The organism is Prochlorococcus sp., assembly GCF_965655815.1.
GTDB classification, from domain to species: domain Bacteria; phylum Cyanobacteriota; class Cyanobacteriia; order PCC-6307; family Cyanobiaceae; genus Prochlorococcus_A; species Prochlorococcus_A pastoris.
This window is the reverse complement of the sequence record NZ_CBFHHZ010000011.1, coordinates 1-13,320: the sequence shown is the minus strand read 5'-3', so window position 1 is coordinate 13,320 and position 13,320 is coordinate 1. Positions and strand designations below refer to the sequence as shown.

At 28.9% G+C, this 13,320-nt stretch carries 18 protein-coding genes; 5 read left to right on the top strand and 13 right to left on the bottom strand.

Features of this window, described 5'->3' with window-relative positions:
• Positions 1 to 274 precede the first annotated feature (274 nt).
• Complete coding sequence (locus ACTF45_RS08980) at positions 275 to 634, top strand: hypothetical protein (RefSeq protein WP_438949828.1); 360 nt, start codon at positions 275 to 277, stop codon at positions 632 to 634.
• Positions 635 to 1,126: 492 nt separating this feature from the next.
• Here the strand turns inward: ACTF45_RS08980 and ACTF45_RS08975 are convergent, their stop codons facing one another.
• Positions 1,127 to 1,276 (bottom strand): hypothetical protein, encoded by a 150-nt coding sequence (locus ACTF45_RS08975; RefSeq protein ID WP_288348028.1) that lies wholly within the window; start codon positions 1,274 to 1,276, stop codon positions 1,127 to 1,129.
• 287 nt (positions 1,277 to 1,563) lie between these two features.
• On the opposite strand from ACTF45_RS08975, the gene ACTF45_RS08970 reads away from it, so the two are divergent.
• Positions 1,564 to 1,764 carry a hypothetical protein gene (locus ACTF45_RS08970; RefSeq protein WP_288348029.1) on the top strand — a complete coding sequence of 67 codons (201 nt, stop codon included), beginning with the start codon at positions 1,564 to 1,566 and terminating at the stop codon, positions 1,762 to 1,764.
• Positions 1,765 to 1,801: 37 nt separating this feature from the next.
• Here ACTF45_RS08970 and ACTF45_RS08965 read toward each other — a convergent pair whose 3' ends face one another.
• From ACTF45_RS08965 to ACTF45_RS08955, 3 genes are all read right to left on the bottom strand, one after another.
• Complete coding sequence (locus ACTF45_RS08965) at positions 1,802 to 2,203, bottom strand: HNH endonuclease (RefSeq protein WP_288348030.1); 402 nt, start codon at positions 2,201 to 2,203, stop codon at positions 1,802 to 1,804.
• Positions 2,204 to 2,659: 456 nt separating this feature from the next.
• Complete coding sequence (locus ACTF45_RS08960) at positions 2,660 to 2,815, bottom strand: high light inducible protein (protein ID WP_011133033.1); 156 nt, start codon at positions 2,813 to 2,815, stop codon at positions 2,660 to 2,662.
• A gap of 389 nt (positions 2,816 to 3,204) precedes the next feature.
• Positions 3,205 to 3,435 (bottom strand): hypothetical protein, encoded by a 231-nt coding sequence (locus ACTF45_RS08955; RefSeq protein ID WP_438949827.1) that lies wholly within the window; start codon positions 3,433 to 3,435, stop codon positions 3,205 to 3,207.
• 284 nt (positions 3,436 to 3,719) lie between these two features.
• Here ACTF45_RS08955 and ACTF45_RS08950 point away from each other — a divergent pair, with 284 nt between their 5' ends.
• Together ACTF45_RS08950 and ACTF45_RS08945 are read left to right on the top strand one after the other, a co-directional pair.
• Positions 3,720 to 4,019, top strand: a complete 300-nt coding sequence (locus tag ACTF45_RS08950) for a hypothetical protein (RefSeq protein ID WP_025880521.1) — start codon at positions 3,720 to 3,722, stop codon at positions 4,017 to 4,019.
• 216 nt (positions 4,020 to 4,235) lie between these two features.
• Entirely contained in the window at positions 4,236 to 5,027 is a 792-nt protein-coding gene (locus ACTF45_RS08945; protein ID WP_288348033.1) for a TIGR01548 family HAD-type hydrolase, read from the top strand.
• Positions 5,028 to 5,040: 13 nt separating this feature from the next.
• On the opposite strand, the gene ACTF45_RS08940 is transcribed toward ACTF45_RS08945, so the two are convergent.
• Positions 5,041 to 5,595 carry an NUDIX hydrolase gene (locus ACTF45_RS08940; protein WP_288348034.1) on the bottom strand — a complete coding sequence of 185 codons (555 nt, stop codon included), beginning with the start codon at positions 5,593 to 5,595 and terminating at the stop codon, positions 5,041 to 5,043.
• A gap of 56 nt (positions 5,596 to 5,651) precedes the next feature.
• On the opposite strand from ACTF45_RS08940, the gene ACTF45_RS08935 reads away from it, so the two are divergent.
• Positions 5,652 to 6,230, top strand: a complete 579-nt coding sequence (locus tag ACTF45_RS08935) for an HD domain-containing protein (protein WP_288348035.1) — start codon at positions 5,652 to 5,654, stop codon at positions 6,228 to 6,230.
• On the opposite strand, the gene ACTF45_RS08930 is transcribed toward ACTF45_RS08935, so the two are convergent.
• From ACTF45_RS08930 to lptC, 8 genes are all read right to left on the bottom strand, one after another.
• Complete coding sequence (locus ACTF45_RS08930; RefSeq protein WP_288348036.1) at positions 6,227 to 7,372, bottom strand: TIGR03364 family FAD-dependent oxidoreductase; 1,146 nt, start codon at positions 7,370 to 7,372, stop codon at positions 6,227 to 6,229. The two genes, ACTF45_RS08935 and ACTF45_RS08930, sit on opposite strands and share 4 nt — an antisense overlap.
• Complete coding sequence (locus tag ACTF45_RS08925; protein ID WP_288348037.1) at positions 7,365 to 8,096, bottom strand: HAD family hydrolase; 732 nt, start codon at positions 8,094 to 8,096, stop codon at positions 7,365 to 7,367. Before ACTF45_RS08925 ends, ACTF45_RS08930 begins: the two co-directional genes overlap by 8 nt.
• Positions 8,097 to 8,143: 47 nt before the next feature.
• The gene (locus ACTF45_RS08920) at positions 8,144 to 9,883 is read right to left on the bottom strand and encodes a putative 2-aminoethylphosphonate ABC transporter permease subunit (protein WP_288348038.1); all 1,740 of its coding nucleotides are present in this window, start codon (positions 9,881 to 9,883) and stop codon (positions 8,144 to 8,146) included.
• A 4-nt stretch (positions 9,884 to 9,887) separates the two neighbouring features.
• Positions 9,888 to 10,994, bottom strand: coding sequence for a putative 2-aminoethylphosphonate ABC transporter ATP-binding protein (locus ACTF45_RS08915; protein WP_288348039.1), 1,107 nt, complete (start codon positions 10,992 to 10,994; stop codon positions 9,888 to 9,890).
• Positions 10,995 to 11,075: 81 nt separating this feature from the next.
• Positions 11,076 to 12,128, bottom strand: a complete 1,053-nt coding sequence (locus tag ACTF45_RS08910; protein ID WP_288348040.1) for a putative 2-aminoethylphosphonate ABC transporter substrate-binding protein — start codon at positions 12,126 to 12,128, stop codon at positions 11,076 to 11,078.
• A 103-nt stretch (positions 12,129 to 12,231) separates the two neighbouring features.
• Entirely contained in the window at positions 12,232 to 12,474 is a 243-nt protein-coding gene (locus ACTF45_RS08905) for a hypothetical protein (protein WP_288348041.1), read from the bottom strand.
• The gene (locus ACTF45_RS08900; protein WP_288348042.1) at positions 12,471 to 12,866 is read right to left on the bottom strand and encodes a hypothetical protein; all 396 of its coding nucleotides are present in this window, start codon (positions 12,864 to 12,866) and stop codon (positions 12,471 to 12,473) included. Before ACTF45_RS08900 ends, ACTF45_RS08905 begins: the two co-directional genes overlap by 4 nt.
• 82 nt (positions 12,867 to 12,948) lie before the next feature.
• Positions 12,949 to 13,320, bottom strand: a 372-nt coding sequence (gene lptC / locus ACTF45_RS08895; protein ID WP_438949826.1) for an LPS export ABC transporter periplasmic protein LptC, incomplete at its 5' end; no start/stop codon positions are given.

The following is a 13,320-nucleotide window of genomic DNA, read 5'->3' as shown; positions in this document are numbered from 1 at the left end:
CAATTAATCAAACGGAGGGATTAGAAATGATCGATAGTCCACCAGAGAAGTTCATTAGATTGGTTTAAGCAGCCAACAAGATTAACAACAAGGATCAATGATTTAGGTGCGTTGTTAATTTATTCCCAGACATAACTAAGTACTAAGTGAAGAGATTGTTTCCTAAAGGCGGGAGTACAATCTCTTTTTTTGTTGGCTTATTAAAAGGTGAGATTACTCATAGAGATTCATAAAATTTATGCTTAAATATTCGAGATTCTTATTCAACTTATAAATGGTTTACTCACAAGCAAAAGTTATTGCAGGTGGATTAGCTCATATCCCAATAGTCATATCAGTTTTTTATTTTATAATGATCTCTTTTAATAAGAGAGCTTTAGAATTTGCTGAAACAAATAAATTAATAAAACCAAAGTCAAAAGTAGTGGAATCAAAAACTGAAGCGAAGCCATTGATGGCTGTGAAAGCAGAAACGGAAGAGGTAAAAGAAACCGAAGTTAAAGAAGAGAAAGCACAAGCTATAAAGGAAATCTCAAATAAGCTAGAAGAGATTGAAAAAAAAGCAGAAGATGTAAAAGAAAAAGTGAAGAAGAAACAGAAAGACAAGAAAAAAAAGAAGAAAAAAAAGATATGAATAGGGATTAACTATGTGAAAGGATTGTCATCCAATTTGCATTCCATTCATATGGTAGTTTTTGCTCAAGCATTTATGCTTTGGGGTTCTCAGCACTATATTTCTATATTCGATAGGAGTATAAATAATTCAGGAGTCAAAAGCACTTCATCGACTTTGTGGACACTGAGGTGCATGACTTGAAGAGGGCGAAAAGCCCTCTTATTTATTTAGTTAAAAAGATGTATCAGAAATATCAAATCACATAAATAAACACAATAATAACTTTGTATCAATATGAACTAAATAAATACGATCTAATATTGCTATAAATATAAGCGTGGTTGATATTGGCATCGTTCCGCCGATATTACCGCCCGGATTGGTGGAAGCTTAATATATTCTATTATTTAACTGGTAGTCCATCAGATTACAACGAGGATTATTAGCAGTAACATAAGCACGTTTAATGCAACTCCTATCCGAAATAAAGTCCTATTATCTTCACCCTCATCACTCATTTAAGCTATCCATAAAGTGTTGACTTCTGATCTTTTCAATCTCTTTAATCTTTTCCTGTAGCCATAAAATATTTTCTGATCTTTTTTTAAAATAAGAAATCTTAGGTTGATTGATTTCTAATGTTTCATAATCTCCACTCATAAATTCCCCCAAATTTATATTTCATTAAAATTTTAATTAGTGTATTTATTATTTTTACTAAGGAGAAAATAAGAAAGAATTAATTTATGGTTAAAAAGAATCAACTGATTGCGAGAGAGGGAAATAAAAATATTTTCGAGAGGATTATAAACTTAAATTTTATTTTTCTTATTCGTATCTTATTTAATTCTTAAAGAAGAGTTCATTAAATCTTTTAAACTTGAATTAGCTTCTATATTCGCCTCACACGAAAGATAGAAGCTTTCTCTTTTTGAAATAAATTTGGTATGACATATTTTGCAGAACCAAATTACATAGCATATGACCTGTGGTTTGATTCAAATATCAATCCAGTTGATTTAATTGACAATTCAGATGAAAAAGAATTTAGTAATTTTTGTAATGAAAAATTCAAGGATATTTCAAGTTTAAATATATTTATAGGTGCCTCACAACATAAACAAATAAATATTTTTCCTTTTTTCTAATTAGCTTGCAGATTTAAAGCTTTCTTATATTTGATACTTAAGCAGCTTTTTGATTTGATTCCTCTTGTTCAAAATTTGCTTTATTTTCCTTAATCTCTGGATTAGCCCATTGTAATAATCTTATAGCTAATCTTAAATCCCCCTCTAACCAGGCTCTAATTGCTATTGCTCTTCTTGGATCATAAAATTTTTGTTTTCTATACCAATAAAAAACATTTTCATCTGATTTGTTTCCATTACAAGTAAGACAAGCTGGAACACAATTTTCTGTGGTGCTTAAGCCTCCCTTACTTTGTGGTAATAAATGATCAATAGATTCTGAGGGTTTGCCGCAATATATACACCTTTTTCCTGTAAATGTATGGATAGATTTTCGCCAATATCTTAATTTGAGTTTAGGACATAAATCCTCTAAAAACACTGCATCATCAATATGCATTAAGATTATTTAATTACTTCTATTAGTGCCTTATTAAATTTAAAAATAATTTAAGAAAAGTTTATCATTAACAATAAAATTTAAAGCGCTTACTAGTTAAACCGCTTTCTTATTGGCAGATGGTAATTAATTATTAGACCGAAAACATAAAATATGGGCGAAAAAAGATGCCGCAACTTAATCACTTGTTGTAGGAAATTAAATTTAAAAAAATATGTTCATCAGTCTATGGAGATGCAAGAAAGGAATATAAGCAGTTATTGGAAAAGGATTTAAAAATCGGCATTAAAAAGTGCTTGCCAGTATCCCTATTGGCAAACACTCATGACGATGTTTGTTGAAAATCTAAACGAACACTTCTGTTGATGTAGTGATACTTAAAATTACAGAAATAAAGAAAATGTAAGGAACTACCTTAAAAGGAACATATCCTTGGCGTTTAGAAATAAAGTCCATTTAGACGAATCCAGGAATAATTTGACCTGTTGTTAAATAAGCACCAATAGCAGCTATGAAGCCAATCATGGCAAATCTGCCGTTGAGCTTTTCTGCCACAACTTTTTCCTTCTCAACTGTTTTTGTTTCGAGAACTTTAACTTTTTTTGAGTTCATAAGAAAAAATAGAATTCTATGTAAATAAATATAACATTAATATTACTTTCTGTAAAGAAATAATGCTATTTATCTTGGATTTTAGATATTTTAACACAATCCTGTCACAGTTATGAGTCAAAATATCAATATCCTTTATGTAGTTACCCTTTCAAAAATTTTCCCTTTCAGAAGCGGACTAATCCTTCGTGGAGTTTATGGACCTTAGTCCGCAATGTATTTATAGCCTTTTATTTAAGATCATAAGATAAGGAAAGTTTAAAAATTTTTTAAGATAACGAAACCTCCCTATTTTTGGGCAAGAAAATACCCTTGCGAGGTTAGATAATGGGGATGAACTGAATTTTTAAAAGGACTCGTTTATATCTTCTTTAATTTTTTTAAAGATCTTAGTCGCAATACTTTCCAGAACTAATAAATTCTGAATTTTGTGAAGTAATTCTTTCTAAGTTTTTGTTTAAATTATTAGTTTGATTAGAAGCTAAATAAAATCCAATGGTTAAAAAAACAAGTGCTATAGAAGTAACTATTGTGCTGAACTGAAGAACCCCATCTGCCAAAATAGTTGGAGTTTTTAGAGGTGGAATAGCTTTGTTTTTAGTTGCTTTTGCTTTTGCCATAACCTTTAATTTACTTAATCTTAAACTAAAGTTAATGTATCTGAAAAAAAGTTTGCTTGTCAATAATTAAATTTACCTAAAGTTGTAAAAATAAATTATTAAATGAAACGCTTAATGGGTTCTTTTTAGCTATATCTATGTGGGAAGTCTGAAAGCTCGATTATTTTTAAGCGTCTTGACTTTCTTTAAACAAATTTATTTTTAAATTAATTACCTCTTAATTTTCGTTACTTACTTTAAATTTATCGGCTAAATATTGACGCCTTATATTTAGCTGATTTCATATGAACAAATTAAATATTTATAAAACAAAAACAATAAACTTTTTAAGAAAATATTCATTAAATATTTTTATGGCTATTGTAGCTATCAATTCATATTCTATTTCAAGTACTCTTAAAGAAAATAGAAATATTTTAAATGAAAATGTAAAGTTACTAAGATATAAAGAGATTTGCGCGAGATATTATACTTTTTATTCTTCTGGAACTGATGAGCAGGCAGAAAGTAGAGAGGAATTGACAGCTTCTTTGTTAGATGTTCCATTGGAGCTTGTTGATACTTTTTGCCAAAGGATGATATAGATATTTTTCTCCTAATAAATTGAGAATTTTAAAAAAGTTTTTTGCACCTTATTGAAAATGAAATTTAGTTTTTTAAGTTTTTGCAGATAGTTATGATTTAATTAAACGTTTATAATTTTGTTATTGTATTTTTTAAAATTAAATTTAAAAATGGTTTAATTATCAAAATAGATGATGTATTTTTAAGTAAATTTAAAAAACTTATATATTTTTAAAATGTCAATTAAGGGTCTAATTCTATTCGATATAGATGGAGTTATTAGAGATGTTTCGAATAGCTATAGAATGGCAATTATAAAAACAGTAAAGCATTATTGTTTTTGGGAACCAAGTATTTTCGAAATTGATGAAATAAAAAATGAAGGGATTTGGAACAATGACTGGGATTTAAGTTTAGAACTAATAAAAAGACACATAGTAAGCAATAGATTAACTATTACACCTCCAACCAGGAAAGAATTAGTCTGCCATTTTGAAAATTTATATTTTGGTTTGAAATCACCCCTAGAATCCGAAATTTGGACAGGATTTATAAAAAACGAAAAAATTCTTATTGAGAAAAATATTTTTAGCGAACTAACTAAAAATAGTATTTTGTGGGGTTTTGTAAGTGGAGCAGAAAGGGCATCTGCTGAATATATATTAAAGAATAAATTAAAACTTCTGAATCCTCCGCTAGTCGCGATGGGAGAAGCTCCAGATAAACCTGATCCTAAAGGTTTCATTTGTTTATCTAAAAAATTACTTAATCAAGAGCTTGGAAGATCAGCTCCTCCCATTGCCTATATTGGAGATACGGTAGCAGATATTAAAACAATTATTAATTCAAGAAAAAAAATTCCAGAGCAGAAATTTATAAGTCTTGCTGTATCTCCACCACATTTGCATTTAAAAAAAAGTGTAAAAGCGAGAGAAATATATGAATCCAAACTAAAGATTGCAGGAGCAGATTTCATACTGAATTCTGTAAATGATATAAAAAATATTTTTAAAGAATTATTTTTTTAAAATAAATTAGTCTTTAGATTAAATCATAAACTTTAAAAAAAAAGGCTATCGTTGCTGAATCTTTTATTACTCCAGAGAAAATTAAATCTCTTATTTTCTCTTTACTAAAAAACAAAACTTCGATTTCCTCATCATCATCCTTATCTAATAAATTAGCTTCTTTAAAAATATTGTTAGCTAAAAACAAATGTATTCTTTCATTAGAATAAGATGGCGACTCATAGATTTCTCCAAAATATTTGAAACTTTTTGAAGAATAGCCGGTCTCTTCAATGAGTTCTCTTCGTATCGTCGATATTGGCTTTTCATCGTTTTTAATAGTACCTGATGGGAATTCTAAAATATATTCTTCTACTGGAAATCTATATTGATTTAAAACAATTATCTTTTCTTGATCATTCTTAGCTATCACCATTGTTGATCCATTATGGTCAATAGAACCATATCTCCCTATGGAGGAATTATTTAGCTTTAAATGTTCGATTTTTAAATTTACATTTTTGGTAGTTTCAAAAGTTTCTCTCTTAAAAAAAATATGATTTTTTCTGGATTCAGAATCTGATTTCATTATTTTATATTATATAAATTATTAACCTTTATTTTAATAAGATATATTTTAAGGAAATGGCACATCTTAATTTGATGAAAAATATAAATTTAAAGGATAAAAAAGAATTCTTTAGAATGATTAATTATTTATTTTCTAAGAAAGGTAAAGAACAATATGCAGGTGAGGAAATAACAGTCTCAGATCATATGCTTCAATCCGCTACTCATGCGGTAAATAACGGTTTATCAGATGAAATTATTATCGCATCCCTTTTGCACGATGTAGGTCATTTACTTCTTGATCAAAATATCTATTCTAAATATAATGAGCATGAAAAAATAGGTGCAGAATTTATTAAGGACTTTTTCTCAGATAAAATTTTTAATTGCATAAGAATGCATGTTGATGCCAAAAGATATTTATGCACAAAAGATTCTTCTTATTTTAAAAAACTTTCATCAGCTTCAATAGCATCATTAAAGTTTCAGGGAGGTGAAATGAATAAGGAAGAAATAAAAAGTTTTGAAGAAAATCAGTTTTTTAATGAAATTTTATTGGTTAGAGAATTAGATGAAAAGGCAAAAGATACTAATTTTAAGAACCTAGAATTGGAATTTTTTATTACAAAAATTGAAAGTATTGTTTTAAGCTAAATATTTAAATATTCTTCAGCTATCTCTTCTGCGAGTCCAAATGATTGGGTCATTCCAGCACCACCCAAACAATTGACTATTAGGATTGAATTATCAACTTCTTTTATTAACTCAGTTCCTCCTATTAACTTAGGATATATTCCGTTCCATCTTGAGGCGATCTCAATTGAAGGAAGACTTATAAAACTCTTAACTTGATCGACAATAAATTTATTTATTTCTTCATTATTAAAAGGATCAAAAGTTAATCCATACTCATGAGAATCTCCCAAAATAATTTCACCTAATCCATTTTGAGAAATCATAATATGTATTCCGTTTTCAATTGCAAAAGGGAACTCTTTTTTATATCTATCTTTTAAAGAATTAATTGATGAACATTCAGCAAAAGAATCATAATGAGTTAATGTAAAACCTGAACAAAGTGCAGGTCCTAACTTAAAGTTTTTAGGTTGACTAATTGTTCTTAACATTTGAAGCTTGCTTTTGGTTGTATGAAATTTCTTATATTCTTGAGGAAATAATGTTTCAAAATCAGCTCCTGAACAAACTATAGTTTTTTTTGTATTAATCTTATTACCATCACTTGTAACTACTAAATTTGGCTCAACACTTGAAACTGTTGTACCAAAATTAAATTCAACTCCATATTTATTCTTCAATAAAATTGTAATCTTTTTAATTGCCTCTCTAGGGTCAACAATCATTTCAGTAGGACTCCACAATCCTCCAATTAATCCTTTACTTAAAACATAAGGACTAAGATTAAAGATTTGCTTTATTGAAAGTAATTCTGCACTTGAATTTTTAAACTTAGACAAATCACAATATTCTTTCATAACCTGATATTCATCTTCTCTATATGCCAAAATAATTGAACCAACTTGGTCTAAAAAAAAGTCGCTGCTTTGGGCTGTCTCAATCCATATTTTTCTAGAATTAATAGCTCTACTATATAGCTTTCCAAAAGGTTGACCAATTGGCCATATCATTCCAAAGTTTCTTATTGAAGCTCCAATAGCTTTTTCTTCTCTCTCAAAAACTTTTACACTAAAACCTCTTTTTGCAGCTGATAATGCATGAGCAAGTCCTACAATACCTGCTCCAATAATAGCTATATCAGTTTTACAATTTTTAGACATCAATAAATTGATTTAAGTAAGATGAAAATTCATTTAAGGAAGAAAAAAGTCCATCATTTTTATAAGCCTCAAGTTGTTCTTTTGAATGAGTACCATTTGTGACTGCAAAAGATTTTAAACAGCCTGCACTTACTCCTGATTTCAAATCAGATGGGGTATCACCTATAACAACTACTGATTTAGGATCATCAATTCCTAAAACATACATTGCCTTTTGAATCATATATGGAGAAGGTCTGCCTTCGTTATTATAAATTTCTGAGGGGGTTACTGATACATTAATAATTGAAGATGAGCCTCCCACATAATTATCGTTAAGCCCTAAATCCCATCCAAGATTTTTAAGTATTATGTTTGTTACTTTTCTATAAAAACCTGTGTTTAATCCAATAAAAATATTTTTTGTTTTTAAGGATCTAAATAACTCAAGACAGCCATCTGTTGGTTCAATATCAGTAGATAAATAGTGACTTTCTAAGATATCCTTAAAAGTTTCAAAAGATTTATTCACATAAGTTTCAAATTTATTACTACCTTTACCGATTCTCTCTTCCCATAATAATTGAAAGACCTTCTTTTTTGGAATGCCATGTAATCGATCAACTTCATTTTTATTAGTATTTAAACCTGTTCTTGAGGCGGCCTCTAAAAAACATCCAGTGACTTCATTTTTATCCTTCACAGTAGTGCCAGCCATATCAAAAATAACAAGTTTTATTTTCATATTTTTTTTTATAATTTTGAGTTTATTCATTTAAGTTTAAGCAGTGTTTAAGTTTCTAATGGATTAATCCAAACAGAAGATTTTTTCGAAACATTCCTAGAAGTAAATTCATAAATTAACCTTACGAATAGACTTGTTAAAACGATAAGAGTAGACATTGCAGCCGCTGATGCTGTATCTCCTGCATCATCCATGTTTACAATTGAAACAGATGAAACTGGTATTTTTGCTGGGTAGAGAAAAATAATAGCTGATACAGTTATCATTGAATTAACAAAATAATAACTTCCTATCTCCAAGATTGTAGGGAGTGATAATGGTATCGTAATTCTTAAAAAGGTTTTATAAAAAGGAACTTTTAAAGACTCTGATACCTCTTCAAATTCCTTATCAATTTGTTTTAAAGTTGTTGTTGCTGATATAAAACACACTGTGAAAAAATGGATGATATTAGCTAATACAAGGATTCCCATTGTTCCATAAAGTAATGAGAAAGGATTAAATATTTGAAAATCTAAAAAGGGTATAGAGAAAGAAGGTTTATTAAAAAAAAGAATATATGATAAGCCAAGTACTAAGCCAGGAATTGCAATTGGTAATGTTGAAAAAAAGTATATTAGCATTCTTATTTTTTTTAATGGTTTAAATTTTTCTACTAAATAAGCTGTAAAAAATACAAATATAGTCCCAAATATTGCAGTATAAATTGACATGAAAACAGTATTAAAATAAGGTTCATAACCATTTCCAGCTACATTAGAAAATCTAAAGTTTTGTAATGATAGAGAAATATCGTATGGCCATATTTTTATTAGCGAGGCTAATACTATAGATGAAAAGACCCCAATTACTAAAATCAAAATTAAACTGCAAAAAATAAACATTATTGAATCAACTATCAGATTCTTTCTGGGTTTAAATGGTATAGATTTTCCCGAAATTAGAGATGCTTGATTCTTTTGGAAATTTTTATCAATTAGAAAAGCCAAAATTGAGGGTACCAAAAGATAGATACTAATAGTTGCTCCCATGGCAAAGTTTTGTTGACCAACAACTTGTTTATAAATATCTGTAGCAAGTACATTAAAGTTTCCCCCAACAACTTTAGGAACTCCAAAATCCGTAAAAGATAAAATAAAACATATAAAAAATGAATTCATCAGTCCATATTTGATATTGGGTAAAGTAATAGTTAAGAATTTTCTAAGTGGAGATGCTTTCAGAGATTCTGCTGCTTCATATAATCTTTGATCACTAAGATTTAATGCTGACACAAGAATAATTAGAGCCTGAGGAAAGCAGTAAAAAATTTCACCTATAATTATTCCATTAAAACCATATAGATTTATATCAAATCCAGGAATAGTCCCAAAAAATCCTTGAGTAATTAAACCTTGTTTTCCAAAAATATATATTAAACCTATGGCAACAGCCAAGGGTGGAATATATAAAGAAAATAAGCTAAAAGTATTGAAAAATTTTTTAAATGGTAATCTTGTTCTCGTAAGAGCATAAGCATAAATAAATCCAATAAATACAGAAAAAAAAGTGGTAGTAAGTGCCACCTTTAAGCTATTTATAAAGGATTGCGTTAAGGATGGATTTTGAATATAGTTTATAAAATTTTCTAATCCTACAAAATTATTTTTGTTATCACTAAAGCTTTTTAAGAATAATGGAATTAAAGGAATTATGATAAAAAAGCTAACTAATATAAATACAAAAATAATTAAAATTCTTAATAATAAGATGTTAAAACTTTTATTAAAATTTTTTTTGAAATTCATTGACTTATAATTTATTTTCAAATAATTTAATTTTTTCTTTTTTTAATTTAACATCTATAAAATCTCCAATTTTTAAATTATTAGACATCACTTGATTGGAAATAACATCTACAAAAATATTTTCTTCTAGCTTAGAGTCTAAAACTACTGTTAATCTAAAAATTGTTCCTAAATAAGTAATTTCTTTTATTTTTACCCTAAGAATATTTTCTTCCTTTTCTATATTTTTTCTGAACTTAATAATTTCAATATCTTCAGGTCTAATACCAAGCAAGCAGTTTTCTAAAAATGAATATTCTGTATTCTGTGAAATTAAAAATCTATTATTAAGATAACAAAAAACACAATTTTTCTTATCATATTTCCCTTTTAAGAAATTCATCTTCCCAATGAAATCAGCAACAAATGGTGTAATTGGATTTTCATATAATTCAAAAGGTGTTCCAATTTGAGCAATATGACCTCTTTCCATTACTACAACTCTATCTGCCATTGATAAAGCTTCAGTTTGATCATGGGTAACCATGATAGTAGTTAAATTAAGTTTCTTTTGTATTAGTTTAATTTCATTTCTTAATTTTAATCTAACTTGAGCATCTAGAGCTGAAAGAGGTTCATCTAATAAAAGTAAACCAGGAGATAATGCCATGGCTCTCGCCAAAGCAACTCTTTGTTGTTGTCCTCCAGATAATTGAGATGGAAATTGGTCAGAATATTTTTCTAATCCAACCATACGAAGTAAATTATTAGTTCTTTTTTCAATTTCTTTTTTATTTATTTTTTTATTTTCAAGACCATAAGCAATATTTTGTTTTGCATTAAGGTTTGGAAATAATGCATATGACTGAAAAACAATTCCAAAGTCTCTTTTTTCAGTGGGGGAATTAGAAATTAAAAGTCCATCTTGAATAATATCACCATTTGTTTGTCTCTCTAAGCCAGAAATTATTCTTAGCAGAGTTGTTTTTCCACAACCACTTGGTCCTAATAAACATAAAAATTCTCCCTTAAAAACATCCAAGTGAATATTTTTCAAAACGAATGTTTCCCCAAAATTTTTACTGATATTTTTGATTTCTAAATATTTAAACCTCCCTTCTTTTTTAATCATTAAATTTAAAATAATTATTCATCTAGATGATAAATTCCATGAAATACTAATTCATGGAATTTTTTTATATGCTTTTAATTTTTACTTAGGAGCAGATTTGCCATCATAACGTTTTGCCCACTCTGCTAGTATTCTCTCCCTATTTACAGCAGACCATTGTAAGTCATTTTTTGCGAGCTGTTTCTCTGGATTAGAAGGGAAACCTTTAGGAAGCGGAACATCAGTTTCAACAGCGGTTATTGCAAAACTTTTAGCATATTCTCTTGAGACTTCAGGAGAAATTGCCCAATCAAGAAAAGTCTTAGCAGCAGGTTTTATTTTGTCTTTTTTGATGAGGGCATTAGCTTCTACATCCCATCCAGAACCTTCCTTAGGAAAAACAGCCTCTATTGGTTGTCCCATATTTACCTGTTTTACAGCTCTATAACCAAATGAAACCCCTATTGGATACTCTCCTTTACCTGCAGCTTTACAAGGCTTAGATCCAGAATGCATATACTGAGCAATATTTGTATGAAGAGAATCAAGGTAATTCCAACCATCTTGTTCAGAAGGTAAATTTTGTAATCTTGAAGCTACTGACAAATAACCTGTTCCAGAGGATGCAGGGTTAGACATAACTATGTGACCTTTGTATTCTGGTTTTGTTAAATCTGCCCAAGATTTAGGTATTGATAGACCGTATTTTTGAGCCTCAATTTTATTAACACAAAAAGCAGAAATCCAAGAATCTATTCCAACCCATGAAGGTTTTTTTGCAGGATCCCTAAAGCTTGGTTTAACATTCGATAGGCCTTTTGGAGCATAACCTTGAATCAAACCTCTATCATTAGCTACTAATAAACTTGAAGCAGCCAAACCCCAAACCACATCTGCCTGTGGGTTTTCAGCCTCAGCCAATAATTTCGCAGTAACTATACCTGTTGAGTCTCTAACAATATTAACTTCTATATTCGGGTAATCTCTCTCAAAGGATTTTAGATAATTTGGTATTTGGTCATCTTCTAGAGCTGTATAAACAGTAATTGAAGCTTTTTCAGAACCTTTTTTACCCCACCACCATGCATTTGCTGAAGGTGCAAGTGCTGTTCCTATAACAGCTGCTCCCATTACAAAAGAAAATAACTTTTTCATTAAGTTTGTATTACTAACTACAATATGCAAATTTTTACAATTTTTGTTTTAAAGAAAATTATAAATTTTATATAAGGTTTGGTTAAGTAATATCTAATCTTTACTATTTTGTATCAGCCACATTCTTGAAGAAATCACAATAAGTCATTAATTCTGATTCGGTTTCAACTTTAAGATTTAAATCATTAATTGCCTTCTTGGTATCAATTCTGTAGCCATACCAATCTAGACATACTTCTCTTTGCCTTTGGGTGTCAGAAATCTCAGGAGTAACTAATTTATTTGATGTATTGGCACAACCCCACATTAAAGCCATAAAAGGGATAAATAAAATAAACCGTTTCATTTTTTCCTTTTAATTAATCCATAAATACATAAAAGAGGGTTCACTATTAAAACAATCCAAAAAGGAGGAGGAGGTCCTCCATCAACAATTGTCCCAGCGTTAAAAGTATTGAATAGAGCTACCGCTAAAAAACAAAACATCAAAGCTAATTCACCTGATAAAACTCTTCTTAAAGAGGCTTTATCTTTTATGGAACTACAAATAATCAATAAAAAACCAATTCCCAAATTACTAGCTGCTACAACATCTGCAGTTCCTCTAACAAGAAGCAATGTTTCACTTGAAGCTTTGCCTGCAATAGTTTCTACAGAAAAGATGAGTAGGGAAATAATTAACAATCCCAATAGGATATGAAGCGCTCCAGTAGTTTTTAAAATATTTTTTAACTTCATAAAAAAAAAAGAAGCTTATTGTCCCTTATTGTAGATCGACTTTCAATTACTAACTATTGGAGATAAGAGATAATCGTTTCATTTAAAATTTAAGTTTTGTTTTTACTCTATTTTTATTTTCAGAATTAAATTTAAAAAGTCCCGTGTCAGTAAATATAGTCAATTCATCGCCATATGATTCCTGGATAGATAAACCTTGATCAGACTCTAAATTTTTAACAAATACATTTCCAACTAGTTTTAAAGTTCTCGCATCTTTGTCGTAAGTAAGCTTATTTGAGGATGCTTCAAAATTATTCTTACTACTTTTGATAACTACATTACCAATAGCTTCAAAATTACCTTTAACATTTTGTATCTGAGAATCAGAGGTAACTGTATAATTCAGCTTCTCTTTTGCAAATGAAATTTCACTTAAAAGAAATAGTACCGCTGCAAGTAGTAAGCGTTTCAT

Bases quoted from the DNA above. Each gene is read 5' to 3' on its own strand.
- ACTF45_RS08980 (WP_438949828.1), top strand. From the start codon at position 275: ATGGTTTACTCACAAGCAAAAGTTATTGCAGGTGGATTAGCTCATATC.
- ACTF45_RS08975 (WP_288348028.1), bottom strand. From the start codon at position 1,276: ATGAGTGGAGATTATGAAACATTAGAAATCAATCAACCTAAGATTTCT.
- ACTF45_RS08970 (WP_288348029.1), top strand. From the start codon at position 1,564: ATGACATATTTTGCAGAACCAAATTACATAGCATATGACCTGTGGTTT.
- ACTF45_RS08965 (WP_288348030.1), bottom strand. From the start codon at position 2,203: ATGCATATTGATGATGCAGTGTTTTTAGAGGATTTATGTCCTAAACTC.
- ACTF45_RS08960 (WP_011133033.1), bottom strand. From the start codon at position 2,815: ATGAACTCAAAAAAAGTTAAAGTTCTCGAAACAAAAACAGTTGAGAAG.
- ACTF45_RS08955 (WP_438949827.1), bottom strand. From the start codon at position 3,435: ATGGCAAAAGCAAAAGCAACTAAAAACAAAGCTATTCCACCTCTAAAA.
- ACTF45_RS08950 (WP_025880521.1), top strand. From the start codon at position 3,720: ATGAACAAATTAAATATTTATAAAACAAAAACAATAAACTTTTTAAGA.
- ACTF45_RS08945 (WP_288348033.1), top strand. From the start codon at position 4,236: ATGTCAATTAAGGGTCTAATTCTATTCGATATAGATGGAGTTATTAGA.
- ACTF45_RS08940 (WP_288348034.1), bottom strand. From the start codon at position 5,595: ATGAAATCAGATTCTGAATCCAGAAAAAATCATATTTTTTTTAAGAGA.
- ACTF45_RS08935 (WP_288348035.1), top strand. From the start codon at position 5,652: ATGGCACATCTTAATTTGATGAAAAATATAAATTTAAAGGATAAAAAA.
- ACTF45_RS08930 (WP_288348036.1), bottom strand. From the start codon at position 7,372: ATGTCTAAAAATTGTAAAACTGATATAGCTATTATTGGAGCAGGTATT.
- ACTF45_RS08925 (WP_288348037.1), bottom strand. From the start codon at position 8,096: ATGAAAATAAAACTTGTTATTTTTGATATGGCTGGCACTACTGTGAAG.
- ACTF45_RS08920 (WP_288348038.1), bottom strand. From the start codon at position 9,883: ATGAATTTCAAAAAAAATTTTAATAAAAGTTTTAACATCTTATTATTA.
- ACTF45_RS08915 (WP_288348039.1), bottom strand. From the start codon at position 10,994: ATGATTAAAAAAGAAGGGAGGTTTAAATATTTAGAAATCAAAAATATC.
- ACTF45_RS08910 (WP_288348040.1), bottom strand. From the start codon at position 12,128: ATGAAAAAGTTATTTTCTTTTGTAATGGGAGCAGCTGTTATAGGAACA.
- ACTF45_RS08905 (WP_288348041.1), bottom strand. From the start codon at position 12,474: ATGAAACGGTTTATTTTATTTATCCCTTTTATGGCTTTAATGTGGGGT.
- ACTF45_RS08900 (WP_288348042.1), bottom strand. From the start codon at position 12,866: ATGAAGTTAAAAAATATTTTAAAAACTACTGGAGCGCTTCATATCCTA.